This is a genomic window from Tianweitania populi (assembly GCF_014652875.1).
In the GTDB taxonomy this organism is placed as follows: domain Bacteria; phylum Pseudomonadota; class Alphaproteobacteria; order Rhizobiales; family Rhizobiaceae; genus Tianweitania; species Tianweitania populi.
Window position 1 is genome coordinate 933,042 of the sequence record NZ_BMZQ01000001.1, and the last position, 20,519, is coordinate 953,560.

19 protein-coding genes are annotated in these 20,519 nt (G+C 62.2%); 9 read left to right on the forward strand and 10 right to left on the reverse strand.

The features are described 5' to 3' along the window. Window positions 1-30: 30 nt before the first annotated feature. From IE166_RS04675 to IE166_RS04710, 8 genes are all read right to left on the reverse strand, one after another. Window positions 31-774, reverse strand: coding sequence for an NUDIX hydrolase (locus tag IE166_RS04675; RefSeq protein ID WP_189502033.1), 744 nt, complete (start codon window positions 772-774; stop codon window positions 31-33). Continuing rightward, complete coding sequence (locus tag IE166_RS04680) at window positions 771-1,229, reverse strand: DUF983 domain-containing protein (RefSeq protein ID WP_189502035.1); 459 nt, start codon at window positions 1,227-1,229, stop codon at window positions 771-773. Before IE166_RS04680 ends, IE166_RS04675 begins: the two co-directional genes overlap by 4 nt. Next, window positions 1,229-3,532 carry a ribonuclease R gene (rnr, locus tag IE166_RS04685; RefSeq protein ID WP_189502037.1) on the reverse strand — a complete coding sequence of 768 codons (2,304 nt, stop codon included), beginning with the start codon at window positions 3,530-3,532 and terminating at the stop codon, window positions 1,229-1,231. Before rnr ends, IE166_RS04680 begins: the two co-directional genes overlap by 1 nt. Before the next feature lie 5 nt (window positions 3,533-3,537). Next, entirely contained in the window at window positions 3,538-6,174 is a 2,637-nt protein-coding gene (gene topA, locus IE166_RS04690; RefSeq protein WP_189502039.1) for a type I DNA topoisomerase, read from the reverse strand. Window positions 6,175-6,640: 466 nt separating this feature from the next. Further along, on the reverse strand, window positions 6,641-7,798 hold the full coding sequence (dprA, locus tag IE166_RS04695) for a DNA-processing protein DprA (RefSeq protein ID WP_189502041.1): 1,158 nt from the start codon (window positions 7,796-7,798) through the stop codon (window positions 6,641-6,643). Beyond that, window positions 7,795-8,406 (reverse strand): glycerol-3-phosphate 1-O-acyltransferase PlsY, encoded by a 612-nt coding sequence (gene plsY, locus IE166_RS04700; RefSeq protein ID WP_189503244.1) that lies wholly within the window; start codon window positions 8,404-8,406, stop codon window positions 7,795-7,797. The genes dprA and plsY overlap by 4 nt, the downstream gene beginning before the upstream one ends. A 20-nt stretch (window positions 8,407-8,426) precedes the next feature. Continuing rightward, the gene (locus IE166_RS04705) at window positions 8,427-9,710 is read right to left on the reverse strand and encodes a dihydroorotase (RefSeq protein WP_189502042.1); all 1,284 of its coding nucleotides are present in this window, start codon (window positions 9,708-9,710) and stop codon (window positions 8,427-8,429) included. Next, window positions 9,707-10,666, reverse strand: a complete 960-nt coding sequence (locus tag IE166_RS04710) for an aspartate carbamoyltransferase catalytic subunit (protein ID WP_189502043.1) — start codon at window positions 10,664-10,666, stop codon at window positions 9,707-9,709. The genes IE166_RS04705 and IE166_RS04710 overlap by 4 nt, the downstream gene beginning before the upstream one ends. 154 nt (window positions 10,667-10,820) lie before the next feature. Here IE166_RS04710 and IE166_RS04715 point away from each other — a divergent pair, with 154 nt between their 5' ends. Continuing rightward, window positions 10,821-12,434 (forward strand): acyl-CoA dehydrogenase family protein, encoded by a 1,614-nt coding sequence (locus tag IE166_RS04715; RefSeq protein ID WP_189503245.1) that lies wholly within the window; start codon window positions 10,821-10,823, stop codon window positions 12,432-12,434. Between the two features lie 3 nt (window positions 12,435-12,437). Here IE166_RS04715 and ruvX read toward each other — a convergent pair whose 3' ends face one another. Further along, complete coding sequence (gene ruvX, locus IE166_RS04720; protein WP_189502045.1) at window positions 12,438-12,902, reverse strand: Holliday junction resolvase RuvX; 465 nt, start codon at window positions 12,900-12,902, stop codon at window positions 12,438-12,440. Between the two features lie 68 nt (window positions 12,903-12,970). On the opposite strand from ruvX, the gene IE166_RS04725 reads away from it, so the two are divergent. The 4 genes from IE166_RS04725 to IE166_RS04740 all read left to right on the forward strand — a co-directional run bounded on the left by IE166_RS04725 (window position 12,971) and on the right by IE166_RS04740 (window position 16,408). After that, window positions 12,971-13,672 (forward strand): metal-dependent hydrolase, encoded by a 702-nt coding sequence (locus tag IE166_RS04725; RefSeq protein WP_189502048.1) that lies wholly within the window; start codon window positions 12,971-12,973, stop codon window positions 13,670-13,672. An 82-nt stretch (window positions 13,673-13,754) separates the two neighbouring features. Further along, window positions 13,755-14,042: an Asp-tRNA(Asn)/Glu-tRNA(Gln) amidotransferase subunit GatC gene (gene gatC / locus IE166_RS04730; protein WP_189502050.1), complete on the forward strand. Its 288-nt coding sequence runs from the start codon at window positions 13,755-13,757 to the stop codon at window positions 14,040-14,042. Between the two features lie 57 nt (window positions 14,043-14,099). Next, window positions 14,100-15,581 carry an Asp-tRNA(Asn)/Glu-tRNA(Gln) amidotransferase subunit GatA gene (gene gatA / locus IE166_RS04735; protein WP_189502052.1) on the forward strand — a complete coding sequence of 494 codons (1,482 nt, stop codon included), beginning with the start codon at window positions 14,100-14,102 and terminating at the stop codon, window positions 15,579-15,581. A 29-nt stretch (window positions 15,582-15,610) separates the two neighbouring features. Further along, window positions 15,611-16,408 (forward strand): YdcF family protein, encoded by a 798-nt coding sequence (locus IE166_RS04740; RefSeq protein WP_189502054.1) that lies wholly within the window; start codon window positions 15,611-15,613, stop codon window positions 16,406-16,408. Here IE166_RS04740 and IE166_RS04745 read toward each other — a convergent pair. Then, window positions 16,360-17,103 (reverse strand): DUF599 domain-containing protein, encoded by a 744-nt coding sequence (locus tag IE166_RS04745; RefSeq protein ID WP_189502056.1) that lies wholly within the window; start codon window positions 17,101-17,103, stop codon window positions 16,360-16,362. The genes IE166_RS04740 and IE166_RS04745 overlap by 49 nt on opposite strands. 241 nt (window positions 17,104-17,344) lie before the next feature. On the opposite strand from IE166_RS04745, the gene IE166_RS20785 reads away from it, so the two are divergent. From IE166_RS20785 to IE166_RS04760, 4 genes are all read left to right on the forward strand, one after another. Next, window positions 17,345-17,476: a hypothetical protein gene (locus IE166_RS20785; protein ID WP_280514856.1), complete on the forward strand. Its 132-nt coding sequence runs from the start codon at window positions 17,345-17,347 to the stop codon at window positions 17,474-17,476. Between the two features lie 183 nt (window positions 17,477-17,659). Further along, window positions 17,660-19,063, forward strand: a complete 1,404-nt coding sequence (locus tag IE166_RS04750) for an L-serine ammonia-lyase (protein WP_189502058.1) — start codon at window positions 17,660-17,662, stop codon at window positions 19,061-19,063. A 73-nt stretch (window positions 19,064-19,136) separates the two neighbouring features. After that, window positions 19,137-19,568, forward strand: a complete 432-nt coding sequence (locus IE166_RS04755) for a DUF1489 family protein (protein ID WP_189502060.1) — start codon at window positions 19,137-19,139, stop codon at window positions 19,566-19,568. Between the two features lie 275 nt (window positions 19,569-19,843). Further along, window positions 19,844-20,494: a DnaJ domain-containing protein gene (locus tag IE166_RS04760; protein WP_308430511.1), complete on the forward strand. Its 651-nt coding sequence runs from the start codon at window positions 19,844-19,846 to the stop codon at window positions 20,492-20,494. Window positions 20,495-20,519 lie beyond the last annotated feature (25 nt).

A 20,519-nucleotide genomic window follows, 5' to 3' on the forward strand; every position in this document is an offset into this window, starting at 1 on the left:
ACCGTTCGCGCCGCAACTGCGGCATGCAGGTTAGACGAGATCTCGTTTGAAGCGATTGCGGATCATTCGGTAAAAGGGGGTCGGAGCGTCCAGGGAAAGGTCCGGATCGTGCTTCAGGCGTTCTTCCAGGTCGGAGAGAATGCTGAGCGTGATGGCGGGCAAGTCGGTCGCGCGGGCTTGTGCGAGCGACATCCAGGCAAGTTCCTCCAGTTCAAGCGTGGGACCTTCGGGCAACTCCACTGCAACATCGTCGCGCCAGGCCGCGAGGAAGCGGGTGTCGTAACGGCGCACGCGGCCGGGAGGGGTGATGGCACGAGCCACGAAGCGGAGTTTTTCGAGGTTTGGCTGAACCTCATGCTCGGCAAAGCCGTGCCAGCCTTCATGGTTGGTGGAGAAAGCGCCTTTCGTGCCGATCAGCAGGCCGGCTTCCTCATAGGTCTCACGAATCGCCGACAGAGCGATGGCGCGGGCTCGCGTCTTCGTGATGCGCGTGCCGCCAATGATGCGCTGCTCGACGGCAGTGTGGAGCGCGCCGCTCACTTTGACGCGGCCGTCGGTTGGATCAGTGCGTCCGCCGGGGAATACGAACTTGCCCGGCATGAAGGCATGTTTGCTCGCGCGCTTGCCCATCAAAACGCGGGTCTCGCCGCCGCTGTGATCGAGCAGAATCAGGGTCGCGGCATCGCGTGGGCGCAGAGGACCGGGACCAAGGGCGAAGTCGCGCGATTCCTTGACATCGAGTTCGCTGCGGCCGATGCCGTCGAGCGCCGTCAACGGGCGGCTCCATCCGCGGTTTCGAGTTCCGGATGGTGTTCGATCTCGTCTTCATGGCCGCCGAAGCCGTGCATGTACAAGGCCCATTGCAGTCCGACGACCGCGCCCTTTACAGGCTGAAGCAGCGCGATGCAGGCGACAATCGTGAGCGGGACCCAGATCGCGAGATGCTGCCACAAAGCGAGGTCGCCGATCGTTTCCACGCCCATGAAGGCCCCGACAACGATGTGGCCGACGATGAAGACGACGAGATAGGCGGGAAGGTCATCGGCGCGATGATGATGGAAGTCTTCGCCACATGCCGGGCAGGTATCGTTGACCTTGACGAAGGCGCGGAACAGCTTGCCTTCACCGCAACGCGGGCAGCGACCGCGAAAGCCGCGCCACATGGCCGGGATCAGAGGGCGAACAGGACGAGCGGGCGTGCCGCTGGTGAACTCGCTTTCGTTTTCCATCACTTCCTCTTTCCGCGCCCTGGCGATCGGCTGGCTTGGCCAATCCGCGCGCGCTGGCGATCGCGGCCGACCTTGGCCTTGTGGAACGAGCGCGTACCCTGTCGCATGGCCTTTGGCTCGGAAAGCATCTCGAACCGCAATGCGCCAGCGAGCGGTGCTACTTCGGCAAGGCGCACCTCGACGACATCGGACAGTTGATAGCCGCCACCGGTGCGATCGCCGACGAGTGCCCGCGCCGCTTCATCGAAGATATAGTATTCCCGACCAAGCGTTGCGACCGGCACGAAGCCATCGGCGCCGAGATCCGGAAGTTGAACGAAGAGCCCGGCCTTGGTGACGCCGGAAATGCGAGCTTCAAAGCTTTCGCCAACCCGCCCCGCGAGATGGGCGGCAATCAGGCGATCAACCGTGTCGCGCTCGGCGGCCATTGCGCGCCGCTCGGCTGTGGAGATCAGTTCGGAAATCGTACCGAGGCGCTCGACTTCGTTTTGCGTCAGGCCGTCTGAACCGAGGTTCAAGGCTGTGATCAGCGCGCGATGGACGATGAGGTCTGCGTAACGGCGGATCGGCGAGGTGAAGTGAGCGTAGCGGCGCAGGTTGAGGCCGAAGTGGCCGATGTTCTCCGGACCGTACTCCGCCTGGCTTTGTGAGCGAAGCACAACCTGGTTCACCAGCGTTTCGTGCTCGGTGCCGGCAACGCGGCCGAGAATCTGGTTGAACTGGCTGGGCTTCATCTGCGCGCCGTTCGCCAGGGACTGACCGATGGTCTGCAGAAATTCGCGCAGTGATTCCTGCTTGGCCAAAGAGGGTGCATCGTGGCGGCGGTAGATCAGCGCCTGGCTCTTGGCTTCCAGCGTTTCGGCGGCGGCCACGTTGGCCTGGATCATGAATTCTTCGATGAGCTTGTGGGCATCCAGGCGCGGCGGCACGACGACGCGATCAACCGTGCTGTCTTCCTTTAGGAGGATCTTGCGCTCCGGCAGATCAAGCTCGAGCGGCTGGCGCTTGTCGCGGCCGCGCTTGAGAACTGCATAGGCGTCCCAAAGCGGTTGCAGGACGGAACCGAGCAGCGGCTTGGTCTTCTCGTCGAGGGCGCCATCCACGGCCGCCTGCGCTTGCGCGTAAGCGAGCTTGGCATGAGAGCGCATCATGATGCGGTGGAAGCTGTGCCGGATCTTATGGCCATCGGCGGCGAAGATCATGCGCACGGCGAGTGCCGGGCGATCCTCGTTTTCCCGCAGCGAGCAGAGATCGTTGGAGATACGCTCCGGCAGCATCGGCACGACGCGGTCCGGGAAGTACACGGAGTTACCGCGCTCCAGCGCTTCGCGATCCATGGGCGAGTTCGGCCGGACGTAAGCCGCGACGTCGGCAATAGCGACGTTGACGATCACGCCGCCGGGGTTTGCTTCGTCGCTGTCAGGCTCAGCGTACACCGCGTCGTCATGATCCTTGGCATCGGCGGGATCGATGGTAACCAGCGGCACGTCACGCCAATCTTCGCGCTTGCCCATCGTTGCCGGTTTGGCTTCCGCCGCTTCGGCCAGAACGGCAGCGGGGAAGATGTGCGGGATGTCATGGGCGTGGATGGCGATCATCGAGACCGCCTTTTCGCTCGTCAGCGACCCTATCACGGAGATCACGCGGCCGCGCGGGAGACCGTAGCGCACGTTACCGGCGGGCTCGACTTCCACGAGGTCGCCGACCTGTGCATCGCCGAGGTCATCGATGATCAGCTCGGGCTGACGGCGCTCCACCGGCTCCAGTCGCCAACCATCGCGCGCCTTGCGGACAACGCCCAGCATGGCTTCACGGCGACGTTCGAGAACCTTTACGACGCGACCGCTATAGGCGGGGCCTTCGCGATCCTTGTTGGCGAAGATCTTGGCGAGGATGCGCTGACCGACGCCGGGGGCAGGGCCTTTGTCGCCACGACCGACGCGGATTGCCACACGAACCGTATCGTCGCCTTCAACGGGCTTACCGATCAAACCGCCGTCGCGGTCGCGTTCGATCACGTCGAGCACGGCGATCGGCGGCAGAGCGCCGGCTACCGCAAGACGCTTGGCCTTTTTCTCAACCAGGCCGTCGTCAGCTAGATCGGACAGCATATCCTTGAGCCAAATGCGATCGTCACCCTTCAAGCGAAAGGCCTTGGCAATTTCGCGCTTGCCGGCCTGATCCGGGTTTTCGGTAATGAACTGCAGGAGCTGGTCACGCGTCGGACGGAAGGCGTTGCCGCTGGCGGCGCCGTCTTCGGTTATCCGGGTCTTCTTGCCTGTTCCAGGTATCCTGCGTGCCACTCGTGTCAGGCTTTCTTCGCTTTGGCGGCCGGCTTCTTGGCCGGTGTCTTCTTTGTCGTCGTTGCCTTCTTGGCCGCTGCCGGAGCAGCTGCCTTGCGCGCCGGCGCTTTCTTGCGGGCGGCTGGTGCGGCACCGCCCTTGGCCGCGATCAGGGCCACGGCTTCTTCAACCGTCACCGATGCAGGATCCTTGCCCTTAGGCAGCGTGGCGTTGACCTTGCCGAAGTTCACGTAAGGACCGTAGCGGCCTTCGCGCACGGTGATCGCGCCGCCGCCGTCCGGATGCTCGCCGAGGTCCTTCAGCGCTGCAGGCGTTCCGCGTTCACGACCGCCACCTTTGGCTGCCTTTTCAGCGATCACCGAAACGGCGCGGTTGATGCCGACGGAGAACACGTCTTCGATCGTTTCGAGGTTGGCGTATTTGCCGTCGTGCAGCAGGAAGGGGCCATAGCGGCCGAGACCGGCAGAGATCATCTTGCCGCTTTCCGGGTGCTGACCGACATCGCGGGGAAGCGCCAACAGGGCCAGCGCCTTTTCATGGTCGATCGAATCGGGGGTCCATCCCTTGGGCAAGCTCGAGCGCTTGGCTTCCTTGCCATCGCCGCGTTGGACGTAAGGGCCAAAGCGACCGCTCTTCAGCGTAATTTCCTCGGCGGTGTAAGGGTCTTTGCCAAGCACACGATCACCGGACTCGCTTTCACCCGAGCCGTTGTCATTGCCGGCATCGCCGAGCTGACGGGTGAAGGAGCATTCCGGATAGTTCGAGCAGCCAACGAAGGCGCCGAACTTGCCGAGCTTCAACGAAAGCTGGCCACTACCGCATTTGGGGCAGCTGCGTGGATCCGTACCATCACCCCGATCCGGGAAAGCCAGGGGCGCCAGATCTTCGTTCAGGGCGTCGAGAACTTCCGTGACGCGCAATTCCTTGATGTCAGCAACAGCTGCGGAAAAGTCGCGCCAGAAGTCGCGCAACACGTCTTTCCAGGCGAGCTTGCCGTCGGAAATTTCGTCGAGTTTTTCTTCGAGGCCGGCTGTGAAGTCATACTCCACGTATCGGTCGAAGAAGCCTTCCAGGAAGGCGGTGACGATGCGACCCTTGGAGTGCGGCGTCAGGCGGCGCTTGTCGACGGTGATGTATTCGCGGTCTTCCAGCGTCTTCAGCGTAGACGCGTAGGTCGACGGGCGGCCGATGCCGAGCTCTTCCATCTTCTTGATGAGCGAGGCTTCGGAATAACGGGCTGGCGGCTCGGTTGAGTGCTGGGTGGCCACGATCGACTCGCGTGCCATCGTCTCGCCGGAGCGGATCTCGGGCAAGCGACGGCCGTCCTCATCTTCCGCGTCGTCTTCTTTCTGGTCGGTGTAAGCGGCAATGAAGCCATCAAAGCGCACCACAGAACCAACGGCGCGAAGCGTCGCAGCGCGCGAACCGTTCCTGGCTTCGATCTCGACGGTCGTGCGTTCGATATCGGCCGCCTGCATCTGGCTTGCGATCGCGCGCTTCCAGACGAGTTCATAGAGCCGCGCCTGGTCGGCATCGAGATATTGCCGCACGGATGCCGGCGTCCGCGAGAAATCGGTGGGGCGCACGGCTTCGTGTGCTTCCTGCGCGTTCTTCGCCTTGGTGGAATAATGCCGCGCCTTTTCCGGCAGGTACTTGTTGCCGAACTGATCGACGATCGCATCACGTGCCGCTTCAATGGCTTCCGGCGCCATTTGCACGCCATCGGTACGCATATAGGTGATCAAGCCGGTGGTTTCGCCGCCGATTTCGACACCTTCATAAAGACGCTGTGCAACCTGCATGGTGCGCGATGCTCCGAAGCCGAGCCGCGACGAGGCGGCCTGCTGCAGGGTCGAGGTCGTGAAAGGCGGACCGGGATTACGCTTGGTGGGCTTGGCTTCAACAGACAGCGTCTTGAAGTCGGCGCCCTCGAGCATCGTCTTGATGTCCGTCGCCTGTGCTTCGTTCTTGATGTCGAGGCGCTGAAGCTTCTTGCCTTCGAAACCCGTCAGCCTGGCCTCAAAGCCGTCACTGCGCGGCGTCTTCAGGTTGGCCGCGATGTTCCAGTATTCTTCCCGGATGAAGCGCTCGATCTCGGCTTCGCGATCGCAAACGAGACGCAGCGCGACGGACTGGACGCGGCCGGCAGATCGCGCGCCGGGCAGCTTGCGCCAAAGAACCGGGGACAGCGTGAAGCCGACAAGATAATCGAGCGCTCGGCGGGCGAGATAGGCTTCAACCAGCGGACCGTCGATGTCGCGCGGGTTGGCCATCGCATCAAGGACAGCGTTCTTGGTGATGGCGTTGAAGACGACCCGCTTGACCGGTTTGTCCTTCAGCACCTTCTTTTGGCGCAGAACTTCAAGCACGTGCCACGAAATAGCTTCGCCCTCGCGATCCGGATCGGTTGCGAGAATCAGGCCATCGGCTGCTTTTACCGCAGTAGCAATTTCCGACAGCCGCTTGGACGATGCCGTGTCGACCGACCAGGACATGGAGAAGTCATCGTCCGGCAGAACGGAACCATCCTTGGCCGGCAGATCGCGCACGTGGCCGAACGATGCCAAAACCTTGAAGTTCTTGCCGAGATACTTGTTGATCGTTTTCGCCTTGGCGGGCGACTCGACGACGACGACGTCCATATTGTTGTTTGCTTTCTCTGCTGCGGAGGGTGAGTTCCGCTGATCGGCTTGCGACGTTGCACCGGCCGCAAGCTTCGTCAAATGGCTGTGGATCGATCCGGGGTCAAGTGCGGACCTCGCCTGCCTCATCCAACCTGATGCAACTTGAGGTGTACTGATGCATAGGTTGCAATCTACGGTTACGCTGATATAGTCGCCGGACAAGAAGATGTCGTCCCTACCGTAAGCAACTGTGGGGAGCGGTCAGTTTCCCTACAATTGTTTATGCCGGGAGGGTTGAGTGGCGGATCTGGAACGTCTTGCGGGGCGGCCTAGCGAAACTCTCGAATATATTCAGTCTATGCTTGGGCAGTTGAGAAGCATGGCGCAAGCCGAGCGCTACGACCTCGTCGCCCACTATATCGAGATGGCTTATATTCAGGCTGGCGACACAGTCAAAGGCGAGCAACCGCCTAGACTGGATGATCTATACGCCCGATTCGAGCAACGAAACAGCGTTGCCTGAGTGACGCTCGATGCGGCCCGCAAGTTGCAGCTCCAACAGCACGAACTGAACTTGCGCGGTCGATAGCTGCGTGTGCCGGACGATCTCGTCGATGTCAGTTGCTACCGGCGAAAGACTTTCCAGCACGCGGCTGCGGCCATCATCATCGGGCTGCTCGGCATCACCCTCGATTGCCGCTACGGCTGCATCCGACAGTGCTTCCTTGCGCCAGGAGCGAGGGGGCTGCACTTGCTCGCCTACCAGCGGCGACAGTGTGCGGATGACGTCGTCGGCTTCGGTGACAAGGGTTGCACCATCTTTCAGCAGGCCATTCGAGCCGCCGCTGCGTTGATCGAGCGGCGAGCCGGGCACCGCAAAGACAAGGCGGCCTTGTTCGCCGGCCAGACGCGCGCTGATGAGTGAACCGGAGCGCTGCGCGGCTTCCACAACAACGAGGCCATAAGACAGGCCGGCGATCAGGCGATTGCGGCGCGGGAAGTCGATCGCGCGTGGTGACCAGCCGAGTGGCATTTCGGAGATGAGGGCACCGCCCCGCTCGGCGATCGCGTTGGCGAGCGGGATGTTCTCGTTGGGGTATGGCTTGTCGAGACCTCCGGCGAAGACCGCGACCGTGCCGGTCTCGAGGCTACCCCCATGGGCGGCGGTATCGATGCCGCGCGCCAGGCCGGACACGATGGTGAAGCCTTGGCGGCCTATGTCGGTAGCGAGCATCCGCGCAATCTTGATGCCGGCAAGCGAAGCGTTGCGCGCGCCGACAATCGCGACGCCGGGACGCTGGAAGACATCGGTCGATCCTTTTACCGCCACCAGCGGCGGGGGATGATCGATCTGCTGCAACAGCGGCGGGTAGTCGCTTTCGCCGATAGCGATGAACTGGACTCCAAGGCGCTCGGCGAGTTCCAGTTCGCGCTCGGCTTCGGTAATGCTCGTGATCTTCAGGGGGCGGTTGGCGCCACCGCGACGGGTGAGACCGGGAAGCGCTTCCAGCGCGGCGTCGGCTGAACCGAAGCGGCTTACGAGCTGACGGAAGCTGGAAGGGCCGACATTGTCGCTGCGAATCAGGCGCAGCCAGGAAAGGCGCTGACGGTCGCTGAGCCGCCGCGGCTTAACCGTTGTCATTCCTTGCTGCCGATCCTTGACTCGTTGCCTGCCAGAAGACGGCTGATGTTTGCGCGATGCTTGACGAAGACGAAGACGGTCAGCAAGGCAAAGAGTTCGGCAACATAGGGTGCGCCCAGGATCCAAAGCGCAATGGGCACCGCCACCGCTGCAACCAAGGCGGCGAGTGACGAGAATTTGGTGATGGCTGCAACAATGAGCCAGACGGCCGCGAAGACCAACGCGCCGGGCACAGCGAGGGCGATCAGCACGCCGAGATAGGTGGCGACACCCTTGCCACCCTTGAAGCCCAGCCAAACGGGGAAGAGGTGACCAAGGAAGGCGCCGAAGCCGGCGACCAGGGCAGCGTCCGGCGCATAGCGGGCGGCGAGCAGGACGGCGATGGCGCCCTTGAGGGCGTCGCCGAGCAGGGTGAGCGCAGCCAAGCCCTTGCGCCCGGTACGCAGCACATTGGTTGCGCCGATATTGCCGGAACCGATCTTGCGGACGTCACCCAGGCCGGCCATGCGCGTGATGATCACGCCGGATGGGATGGAGCCAAGCAGGTAACCGAAGAGCAGGGCAACGGCCAAGGCCGCCAGCGAAGACGTGAAAGCGGCTGGTTCCAGTATCGGCACGAAGATCCCCTTTAATGCTGGAAGACTGTGCGGCCCGCCACCACCGTTTGCAAGACCTTGCCCTGCAACCGGGCGCCTTCGAAGCAGCTGTTTTTGGAGCGTGAATGCAGATCGGTTTCCGTGACAACCCAGGGGTGATCCAGATCGACCACGATCAGGTCAGCTGGCGCACCCGGCTTCAGCGTACCGCCGGGAAGGCCGAAAATCTTTGCCGGCGCTGTGGAAAGGGCGTCGATCAGGCGCAGAATCGGAACCTGATCGTTGTGGTGGAGGCGAAGCGCCACCGCCAACAGGGTTTCGAGGCCGACGGCACCGATGGCGGCATCGGCGAAGGGCAGGCGCTTGGTGTCGACGTCCTGCGGATCGTGCGAGGACACGACGATGTCGAGCGTACCGTTCTTCAGCGCTTCGATCATGGCCAGTCGGTCATCCTCGTTGCGCAAGGGCGGTGCGAGGCGGAAGAAGGTGCGGTATTCGCCGACATCATGTTCGTTAAGCGCCAGCGAGTGGATCGCGACGCCGGCCGTGACGGATGCGCCATCCTGCTTGGCTCGGGACACGACCTCGGCTGACACGGCAGTGGAAATCTTGGCGGCGTGGTAGTTGGCGCTGGTGAGGCGGGCGAGGCGCAGGTCGCGCTCCAGCGGGATGATCTCGGCCTCGCGCGGGATGCCGCCGAGGCCAAGCCAGCTGGCATAAAGTCCTTCGTTCATGACGCCGCCTGAAAGATGGGGATCAGCGGTTTCATGTGCGATCACGGCGCCGAAATCGCGGGCATAGGTCATGGCGCGGCGCAGAACGGATGAGTCGGCGATGGTGTGGCGGCCATCGGTGAAGGCGACGGCGCCCGCCTGACCCAACAGGCCGAACTCAGTCATTTCCTGACCCTTCAAACCGCGCGTTATGGCGGCTGACGGATAGACATTGACGGCTGCATGATCGCGGGCAGCACGCAGCACGAACTCGACCAGCGCGACATCGTCGATCACCGGATCGGTATCCGGCATGGTGATGATGGAGGTAACGCCGCCAGCAGCAGCCGCGCGGCTGGCCGAAGCGATCGTTTCGCGGTGCTCGCCCCCCGGCTCGCCAACGAAAACGCGTGAGTCGACCAGGCCCGGCATGATCGTCCTGCCGCGGCAACCGACGATCTCGGCGCCGCCGGGAATGCCCTGGTTTCGCGCCGACGCACCGGCAGCATGGATCTTGCCGTCGGCAACGATCACCGTGCCGATCTCGTCTAGGCTGCGGGAAGGGTCGATGATCCGCGCATCGGTGAAGACGGTGGTGGTCATGCGGCGGCCTCGTTCCGGCGTGGATCGAGCAGTGCCTGCATCACCGCCATGCGGACGGCAACGCCCATCTCGACCTGTTCCTGGATGACGCTTTGCGGACCGTCAGCAATCTCGGACGCGATCTCGACGCCGCGATTCATGGGTCCGGGATGCATCACCAGCGCGTCTGGCTTGGCGAGGCGAAGCTTGGCTTCATCAAGGCCGAAGAAGTGGAAATACTCGCGCACCGACGGCACGAAGGCGCCGGCCATGCGTTCGCGCTGGAGGCGCAGCATCATGACGACATCAGCATCCTTGAGGCCGTCTTCCATGCGGTTGAAGACATCGACGCTCATCTGGTGAATGCCTGATGGCAGCAGGGTCGAGGACGCGATGACGCGGACTCGAGCGCCGAGCGCATTCAGCAGCAGGATGTTGGAGCGGGCGACGCGGGAATGCAGAACATCGCCGCATATCGCGACGATCAACTTCGACAGGTCGCCCTTGGCGCGGCGGATTGTGAGCGCGTCGAGCAAAGCCTGCGTTGGATGCTCATGCGCACCATCGCCGGCGTTCACCACGGAGCAGCCAACCTTCTGCGCCAGGAGGGCTGCGGCGCCGGCTGCGGCGTGGCGGATGATCAGTATATCCGGCCGCATCGCATTCAGCGTCATGGCCGTGTCGATCAGCGTTTCGCCTTTCTTCACCGAAGAGCTTGCCACCGACATGTTCATCACGTCGGCGCCAAGCCGCTTGCCAGCGAGTTCGAAGGACGACTGCGTGCGCGTCGAGGCTTCGTAGAAGAGATTGATCTGGGTGCGACCGCGAAGCGCCGAGGTCTTCTTCTCCGACTGCCGCGATACGGCGACGGCGGCATCGGCGCGGTCGAGCAGCGACACGATGTCGGACGGAGACAGGTGCTGGATCCCCAGCAAATGGCGGTGCGGAAAGAGGGGAAAGGTTGCTGCTTCGGGCATCTTAAGGCCTCGCTATAGGCATGGCTTACCCCCGCGGCAAGCGCTCATCCACATGGCAATTGGTTCTCAACCGGGAATTTCTTCGCGCGCAAGCCCACCAGCCGCTATAGATTCGCTTGGAATAGCCGAGGAAGCCGGTGTGACTCAGGACGACATGAACCAGCCCCCGATCTTCAGCGGCGGCAATGCCTGGCGCGGTGACCCGCTGCTCGTGCAGATCGCGGAAGATTTTTCCGAACCCGTGCGGCATGAACTGGACCAGGTCGGCCGCTTCGTGTTGTCGCCGGAAGCCCAAGAAACGGCACGGCTGGCGAACACCGAGGTGCCGAAGCTACGGACGCATGATCGTCAGGGACAGCGCGTCGATGTGGTCGACTTCCACCCCGCTTATCATGCGCTGATGCGCCGTTCGGTGGCGAACGGGCTACATTCCTCGATATGGGAGAATGGTGATGCAGAAGCCGGTCGCCGGCATCAGGCTCGCGCAGCGCGCTTTTACCTGACAGCCGAGCTGGAAAGCGGACATTTGTGCCCGCTGACCATGACCAGTGCTTCGCTTGCCGCGCTGATGGCATCGCCGGATCTTTTTCGCGAGTGGGCGCCACGCATCACGACGCGCCGCTATGACCAGTCGCAGAAGCCGGCGGTCGGAAAGGTCGGGCTGACGCTCGGCATGGGCATGACGGAAAAGCAGGGCGGCACGGATGTGCGCGCCAACCAGACAAGCGCCGAGCGGGCAGGCGGCAACTTCTATCGTCTGACCGGTCACAAGTGGTTCATGTCGGCGCCGATGTCCGACGCCTTCCTGATGCTGGCCCAGGCGCCGGAAGGGCTGAGCTGTTTTCTGGTGCCGCGCATCCTTGGCGATGGTTCGTCGAATGGACTGCATTTCCAGCGCTTGAAGGACAAGCTGGGCAACCGGTCGAATGCCTCGTCGGAGGTCGAGTTCGCGGGAACATTGGGCGAGATCGTCGGCGAACCGGGCGCGGGTTTGCGGACCATCATGGATATGGTGACGCTGACCCGGCTGGATTGTGCCGTGGCCTCATCCGGCCTGATGCGGGCAGGGCTCGCCGAGGCTGTGCATCACACGCGCCACCGGACCGTGTTCGACAAGGCGTTGATCGACCAGCCGCTGATGGTACGCGTGTTGGCAGACATGGCGCTGGATGTGGCGGCGGCGACCGCGCTGTCGTTTCGACTGGCGCGCTCGTTCGACGAGGCCGCCAACGATCGCGGCGAGGCGGCGTTTGCGCGGGCCATGACCCCGGTGGTCAAATATTGGGTCTGCAAGGTTGCGCCGGCGCTGCTTTATGAAGCGATGGAGTGCTTGGGCGGCAACGGATATGTCGAGGAAGCACCGCTCGCTCGTTACTACCGCGAAGCGCCGGTCAACGCGATATGGGAAGGCTCGGGCAACGTCATGGCGCTGGACGTGCTACGGGTTCTGCGCCGCGCGCCTGCCTTGTTCGAGGATGTGTTTGCCGGCATCGAGCGGGATCTTGGGCCGAGTGGCCGGGGCACGATCGATGTGCTGCGCGCCGCCACGCATGTCGCGCTTTCGGATGAAGCCTCGGCGCGCCTCCTGGCCGAGCAGCTGGCGCTGTCTGCTGCTGCGGCCGAGTTGCGGCGCATGGGGGCTGGGCGAATCGCCGATGCCTTCATCGAAACCCGGCTTGGCGGGCAATGGCGCAGCACCTATGGCATGCTGAACGCGCGCCATGATGCGCGGCTGATCGTCGATACGCTTTATCCGGAAGCCGGCTGACGCCTAGAGCAGTGCCTGAAGCCGATCCAGAGCACCTTGCAGGATGAAGGCGGCCGCAGCCGAATCGATACGCTCGCCACGTTTGGCGCGCGACACATCCATGCCGATCAGGGCTCGCTCCGCGGCGACGGTCGACAAGCGCTCGTCCCACAGGATGAAGGGGATGTCAGTCAGCTTGTCCATGTTGCGGACAAAGGCTCTCGTTGCCTGAGCGCGGGGACCTTCGCTGCCATCCATGTTCAGCGGCAGACCGATGACAGCGGCTTCGACCTCGTCGCCGAAAGCGGCCAGCAGCATCTGCGCATCCTGGCCGAACTTCTTGCGCGTGATGACTTTCCGTGGATGCGCGAAGGCGAGCGAGCGATCGGAAATAGCGACGCCGATTGTCTTGGTCCCGAGATCAAGCCCAGCTATCGTGCGGCCCGGCTGATGCAGGGGCGCGAAGGCTTCGATGGTCAGGACCGGCATGACAGCATCCTCTTGCCCCGCCTGGACCCGCGACTATCCTTCTGGCCCACAGACACAAAGGACGTGATATGGAACTGACGTGGTATGGGCATTCGGCCTTCAAGATCAAAGCCGGCGGCGCCAGCATTCTCATTGATCCCTTCCTGACCGGAAATCCTTCCTGGAACAAGGGCTGGCAGGAAGTGGCTGAGGGTGTGACGCATGTTCTGCTCACGCATGGCCACAATGATCACGTCGGCGATGCAGCCGAGATCGCCAATGCCACGGGCGCGATGCTCGTCGCCAATCCGGAACTCTGCGGCTTCATGGCGAGCAAGGGCGTGAAAAACGTCAATCCCGGCAATCATGGTGGCACGCTGGATTGCAACGGTTTCACCGTCACCTTCGTCAACGCACTGCATTCCTCGGCCTATACGCTGGAGAATGGCGAGAACGTCTATCTCGGCAATCCGGCCGGCCTTGTGCTGCATTTCGAGAACGAGCCGACCCTCTACCATATGGGCGACACGGAAATCTTCGGCGACATGGCGCTGATCAACGAACTGCACCAGCCAGAAATCGGCCTCGTACCGATCGGCGACCGCTTCACGATGGGTGGTGCGGTGGCTGCTTTGGCCTGCCGGCGCTTCTTCAACTTCCGCACCGTCGTACCTTGTCATTACGCGACCTTCGGGCTGCTCGACCAAAGCGCCGAGACTTTCGATGCGGGCATGGCCGACTCGGATGTGGCGGTCCTGATCCCGATGATCGGTGAGCCGGTTCAGGTATGATCCCTGAGCAGGCTTGGGTTGCACGCTCAAGCCTGCACCGGTATAGCGCGGAGACTCCAACACCAGCCGCCGGAGACGAGTTATGTCGGTCGATGTCGATACAGTGACGCGTGTTGCACGCCTTGCCCGCATTGCGGTCACGGCCGAAGACGCCGAGCGCATGACCGGCGAGCTGAACACGATCCTGGGCTTCGTCGAACAGCTCAACGAGGTCGATGTGTCCGGCGTCGAGCCCATGACATCGGTGATCCCGACCAGCATGCGCCGCCGTGAAGATGCGGTGACTGATGGCAGCAAGGCTGCGGATGTCGTTGCCAATGCGCCGGCGACGGAAGAGAATTTCTTCATGGTGCCGAAGGTCATCGAGTAAGCCGACCTACCTCGTCCGCTTGAACCGCGCCGAACCGCTTTCCGAAAAGACCGATCCATGAGCGACCTGACCAAACTGACCATTGCGGAAGCCCGCGCCAAGCTTGATGCCCGCGAGTTCACCGCGCTGGAGCTGACCGACGCCTATCTCGGCGCGATCGACGCGGCCAACGAGACCTTCAACGCCTATGTCGCGGTGACGCATGACAAGGCGCGTGAGATGGCGAAGGCGTCGGATGCACGCATCGCTGCCGGGCAGGCGGGCGCGCTGGAAGGCATTCCGTTGGGTATCAAGGATCTGTTCGCCACCAAAGGCGTGCACACGCAGGCGGCGAGCCACATCCTCGACGGCTTCAAGCCACGTTATGAATCGACGGTGACCGCCAATCTCTGGACCGACGGCGCGGTGATGCTCGGCAAGCTCAACATGGACGAGTTCGCGATGGGGTCGTCCAACGAGACGAGCTATTACGGACCAGTCAAGAACCCGTGGCGCGCTAAGGGCTCGAACACGGATCTGGTGCCGGGCGGCTCGTCGGGCGGGTCGGCGGCAGCCGTTGCAGCTTGGCTCTGCGCTGGTGCAACCGCGACGGATACGGGCGGTTCGATCCGTCAGCCGGCGGCGTTCACAGGCACGGTCGGCATCAAGCCAACCTATGGCCGCTGTTCGCGCTGGGGAACGGTTGCCTTCGCTTCATCGCTTGATCAGGCTGGACCGATCGCGCGCGATGTGCGCGATGCGGCGATCCTGCTGAAGTCGATGGCTTCAGTGGACAAGAAGGATGCGACTTCGGTTGATCTGCCTGTGCCTGATTATACGGCTGCACTCTGCCAGTCGCTGAAGGGCATGAAGATCGGCATTCCGCGCGAATACCGCGTCGAGGGTATGCCTGAGGAGATCGAGACGCTGTGGCAGCAGGGCATTGCCTGGCTGAAGGATGCTGGCGCCGAGATCGTCGACATCACTTTGCCGCACACGAAGTACGCGCTGCCCGCCTATTACATCGTGGCGCCGGCCGAAGCTTCGTCAAACCTCGCGCGCTACGACGGCGTTCGCTACGGGTTGCGTGTGCCGGGCAAGGACATCACCGACATGTATGAGCAGACCCGCGCCGCCGGTTTCGGCCGCGAGGTTAAGCGCCGCATCATGATCGGCACCTATGTTCTGTCGGCTGGCTATTATGATGCCTATTACGTGCAGGCGCAGAAGGTCCGCACGCTGATCAAGCGCGATTTCGAGACGGTCTTCGCTGATGGCGTGGATGCGATCCTGACGCCGGCGACGCCGTCTTCAGCGTTCGGTATTGCTGATCAGGATATGGCTGCCGATCCCGTGAAGATGTATCTGAACGACATCTTCACGGTTACGGTGAACATGGCTGGACTGCCAGGCATCGCCGTTCCGGCTGGCCTCGACCACAAGGGATTGCCGCTGGGACTGCAGCTGATCGGCAAGCCGTTCGAGGAAGAAACGCTGTTCCGCACCGCGCATGTCATCGAGCAGGCTGCTGGCCGGTTCGAAGCGCCTAAGTGGTGGTGAGCGGCTCCAGAGTCGGATAAAGGGCGGCAATGTTCTTCCTTGCCGCCAAGATCTTCTGGTTCCTCCTTCAGCCGATCAATCTGATCGGCATCTTGCTTCTGTTGGCGTTGGTCGCGATGGCCATGCGGTGGCGCAGGCTCAGCCTGTTCACGACCATCATCGCCTTCCTTGTGGTTGCACTGTCCGTGTGGTCGTCGTTGGGACCGGTCATGCTGCGGCCGCTCGAGGATCGATTCGCGCGGCCTCACCCTGCGCCTCAGACAATTGCCGGCATCATCATGCTTGGCGGCGGCATGGAAGGCGCGATCAACCTCAAACGCGGCGGCTATGAGTTGAACGCTGGCGGCGACAGGCTGGTCGAGACCGCCGTTCTTGCTCGCCGTTATCCCGAAGCGCGCATCGTGCTGTCCGGTGGCAACGGCTCGCTGGTGCTGGAAGGCGAGGGCGATGCAGATTCGGCACCGCGCCTGCTTGAAGGTCTCGGCGTAGAGCGCGAAAGACTTGTGCTCGAAAACCGATCGCGCGACACGTTCGAAAATGCTGTGTTCAGCCGCGAAATGGTTCAGCCTAAGCCAAGCGAAACGTGGCTGCTGGTGACCTCGGCCTTTCACATGCCGCGCTCGATGGCGCTGTTCCGCAAAGCTGGGTTCGAGGTGGTGCCTTGGCCGGTCGATTATCGCACGCGTGGTGACGAAATGCCGGGGCTGGCCACCGACAACCCGCTCGATTCGCTTTCCGCCACCACGATCTCGTTGCGTGAGTGGATCGGCCTCATCGCTTACTGGCTTTCGGGTCGGATCGATTCTCCGCTGCCTGGACCCGCTTGATCGCTCAGGATCGTGCGGCGCGCTTCCGAGAAGAACTGACGGCGCAGTAACACGACGACCACCAGCAGGCTGCTGAGCGCGAAGATCAACGGGCTGATGAACCAGCCGAGATAGCCTATCGAAAAGAAGATTCCTCGAAGGCCGGCATTGAAATGCTTGCCCGCGAGAATGTTGATGCGCGCCGCGCGGTTGATCGCAGCCTCAAAGGCTCGTCGATCATGCTCTGCCTCCATTGCCGGAGGAACGGCGCCGAACAGGATCGAGCAGTAGTTGAACAAGCGATATGACCAAGCGAATTTGAAGAAGGAATAGGCGAACAGGCAGCATAAGCCGATGATCTTGAACTCGAACACGCCGCGTTCGGGCGCATGAATGAAGGGGATCTCGCTGAGAACGCTCAGCACCTGCTGCGTTTGGCCAATCAGTGCAAAGCAACCGCCAAGCGCGAAAAGCGAAGTCGACGCGAAAAATCCTGTTCCGGTCTGCAGGCCGGACATGATGCTGGTGTCGATCATGCGCAACTCGCGCCGAGCCATGGTTTCGATCCAGATCCGCCGCTGACGGTTCATGGCGACGTTAAGGGACGACCGGCGAAAAACGTGGCCTCCGACCGCAGCGCCGTAAAACGCCCATAGCGCAGCAAAAAGCAGCAGCGCTGCCGTATCATAGGACGTGAGGGGAAATGCTCGGTGCATGACGGTTTCGATCTGACGATGTTTGCTGCCCAAGATGCCTAGATTCGGCCGCAAGCGTTAGACGATGATGAACGCCGCGAAAGACCTAAGTCTTTGACATGATTATTGTGACGCGACGGAGCCACCCATTCGTGCCTTGTTGATGCCTCATTGTGCATTGCGATAGCGTCGTCGATCGGCTAATCGGACGCGGCGGACGAGCACCATTGTGCCTCCGCGACGATGAACAGCATGGATCAATATGGACGATCATGAGCAGAAATCCTGTTGGGGCCTGACGGTCAAAGCAGTTCTTGGCTTTGTCGTGATGATGGCTTTGAGCTGGCTGATCATGGGTGCGGAATCCGGATCGGTGCTCGCATCAGCGGGTTGAACGCAACAAATCTTCGGCAATCGGTTTTTGAAGGGGGCGCAGCGATGCGTCCCTTTTTCATTGAGCGGCGGCAATGTCGCGTCCGGATCATGCAAGGTCGGTTGGCAGAAGGTGCGATGCGCTTGGTGAGCGCATGCATTACACTCTCGCAATTGCCTGCGATCAGCACGATATTGAGGCACGATGTTTCTTTCCGTCTTCGACCTCTACAAAATCGGCATTGGCCCTTCGAGCTCGCACACGATGGGCCCGATGACGGCTGCGGCGCGTTTCCTCGATGAGTTGCAGGGCGGTGATTGGCCTCGTCCGGCAAACGCGAGGGTCAGCCGCCTTGCGGTCAGCCTGCATGGATCGCTGGCGTTTACTGGGGTTGGGCACGGCACGGACCGCGCGGTGATTCTCGGCCTCGCCGGCTTCATTCCGACCACGGTGGATCCCGACCAGACAGACACTGTCCTTGAACGTATTGCGATCGAGAAGCGTGTGCATCCAGCCGGGCACGGCGAGGGCTATCGCTTCGACCCAAAGGCCGATCTGATTCTGGACAAGAAGGTTCCTTTGCCCGGGCATGCCAATGGCATGGCCTTCAACGCCTTCGATGCCGATGATCGCCTGTTGCTACGGCGTATCTGTTACTCGATCGGCGGCGGCTTTGTGGTTTCCGAAGAAGAGCTGCAGCGCTTGAAGTCGACATCCGGCTCAGCATCCGGGCCGCGCGTGCCATACCCCTTCCGCAATGCGGCCGAAATGCTGGCAATGGCCAAACGCAGTGGTTTGTCGATTGCCGAGATGAAGCGCACGAACGAGGAGATTCATCTGTCGCGCGGGGAACTGGATGACGGGCTCGACCGGGTCTGGGGCGCAATGCAGGGCTGCATTGAACGCGGCCTGTCCAAGGAAGGCATCATGCCCGGCGGGTTGAAGGTGAAGCGCCGCGCTCGCCAGTTGCATGATCGGTTGCAAGAGGAGTGGCGGCAGAATCGTCCGAACCCGCTGTTGGCCAATGACTGGCTCTCGATCTACGCAATGGCGGTGAACGAGGAGAATGCCGCAGGCGGGCGTGTAGTGACTGCGCCTACCAATGGCGCGGCCGGGGTCGTTCCGGCGGTGATGCGCTACTGGCTGCACTTCTATCCCGAAGCCGATCAGAACGACATCCGCACCTTCCTGCTGACTTCGGCGGCCGTGGGCGGCATCATCAAGCACAATGCCTCGATCTCTGGCGCGGAAGTCGGGTGCCAGGGTGAGGTGGGTTCCGCGTCAGCCATGGCGGCCGCGGGCCTGGCTGCGGTGATGGGCGGCACGCCGGAGCAGATTGAAAACGCCGCTGAGATCGCGCTGGAGCATCACCTCGGCATGACCTGCGACCCCGTGGGCGGCTTGGTGCAGGTGCCCTGCATCGAGCGCAACGCACTGGGGGCGGTAAAGGCAGTCACAGCCGCATCACTAGCGATCAAAGGCGACGGTACGCATTTCGTGCCGCTTGATGCAGCGATCGAGACGATGCGCCAGACCGGCCTCGACATGAACGAGCGCTACAAGGAAACCAGCCAGGGCGGTCTCGCCGTCAACGTGGTGGAGTGCTGATCTTCCGCTGCGTCCCTGTGGAGAACCTTGCTCCACCGATTTGATGCCACAATTGGCAGGCGTATGAAGCGGCATGGCTCTCCACATCCTGAAGCTTTGCGTCGGCGTCGATACGGTTGAAGACCTTGAAGCCTGGATTGCACACATCCGCGCCGACCGCGCGCGCGATGGGCACGAGCATCATTTCCATACGACTCGCATGGTGCCCCAGCGCAAGCCGGAGATCCTTGAAGGCGGGTCGATCTACTGGGTTATCAAAGGCACCGTGCAATGCCGACAGCGCTTGGTCGGCATCGAACCCTTCACTGATGGTCAAGGTATCGGCCGTTGCCGCTTGATGCTCGACCCAGAAGTTGTGCGCACGCACTGGCAGCCTCGCCGGCCATTTCAGGGCTGGCGCTATCTCAAGCCGGATGATGCGCCTGAGGACCTCGGTGGGTCTAACGTGCTGGCCGAAATGCCGCCTAAGCTGCGGCTGGAGCTGGCTGAGCTGGGGCTGCTTTAGTCCTCCAGGAACTGCCTTCTCCAAGATCAAACAAGATTGAACGGGCCGATCCGGCGATCTCTCGCTCTTGCCTCCTGCCGCCCGCCGTCTCATCTCTTGGGGATGAGCACGAGCACACAGGCCGGGACTATCTGGCAGCTTGATCCATCCGGCGGTTCAGACCCGAATGATCCTGCAGATGCCGCTGGGCGATTTGGTATCCTTGTTGAGCGCTTGCGGCGGATCGAATGCCTATGAGCGTCTTGATCGGATTATCAGCGTTCGCCTTGCTCGCCTTGACGACGATCACGCTGTTGCGGACGGATGCCGGTCGACTCGCGCGTGCAATCCGAATCGGCGGACCCGCCGTGCTGGCCTTCCTCGGTATCGGATTGGTTTTGTTTGGAAGTGCTGCAGCCGGCGGCATCATGCTGTCGGTGGCTGGCGCATCGTTCCTGGCAGGCCAGCGCGGAAAAAACCGCAAGGCGCTAACGGGGCGTCGTTCGATTGTCCGGACCGCTGCGCTCGAAATGGAGCTTGATCATGATAGCGGAGCGCTTGAAGGACAGGCGCTTGCCGGGACCTACGAAGGACAGCTCCTCGGCACTTTGGATCTGACTGCCCTGCTTGTTTTGTTCAAGGAGATTCGCAGCGACAGTGAAAGCGTTCGCCTTCTAGAAGCGTATCTTGATAGCCGAGTCGCCGCATGGCGCCTGCACATGAAGCCGGACATGGACACGCGGGCTGGACGCACGCCAGGAGCGGGCACCATGAGCAAGGAGGAGGCCTACAAGATCCTTGGTCTTGAAGCGACTGCGACCACGGCTGACATCCGCCATGCTCATCGCCGCCTGATGCAGCGGCTGCATCCCGACCGCGGCGGCTCGACCTTCCTGGCCGCGCGGATCAACGAAGCGAAGGACGTCCTGCTCTCTCACCATAACTAAATTCCATCAACGCGATACAAAGAGG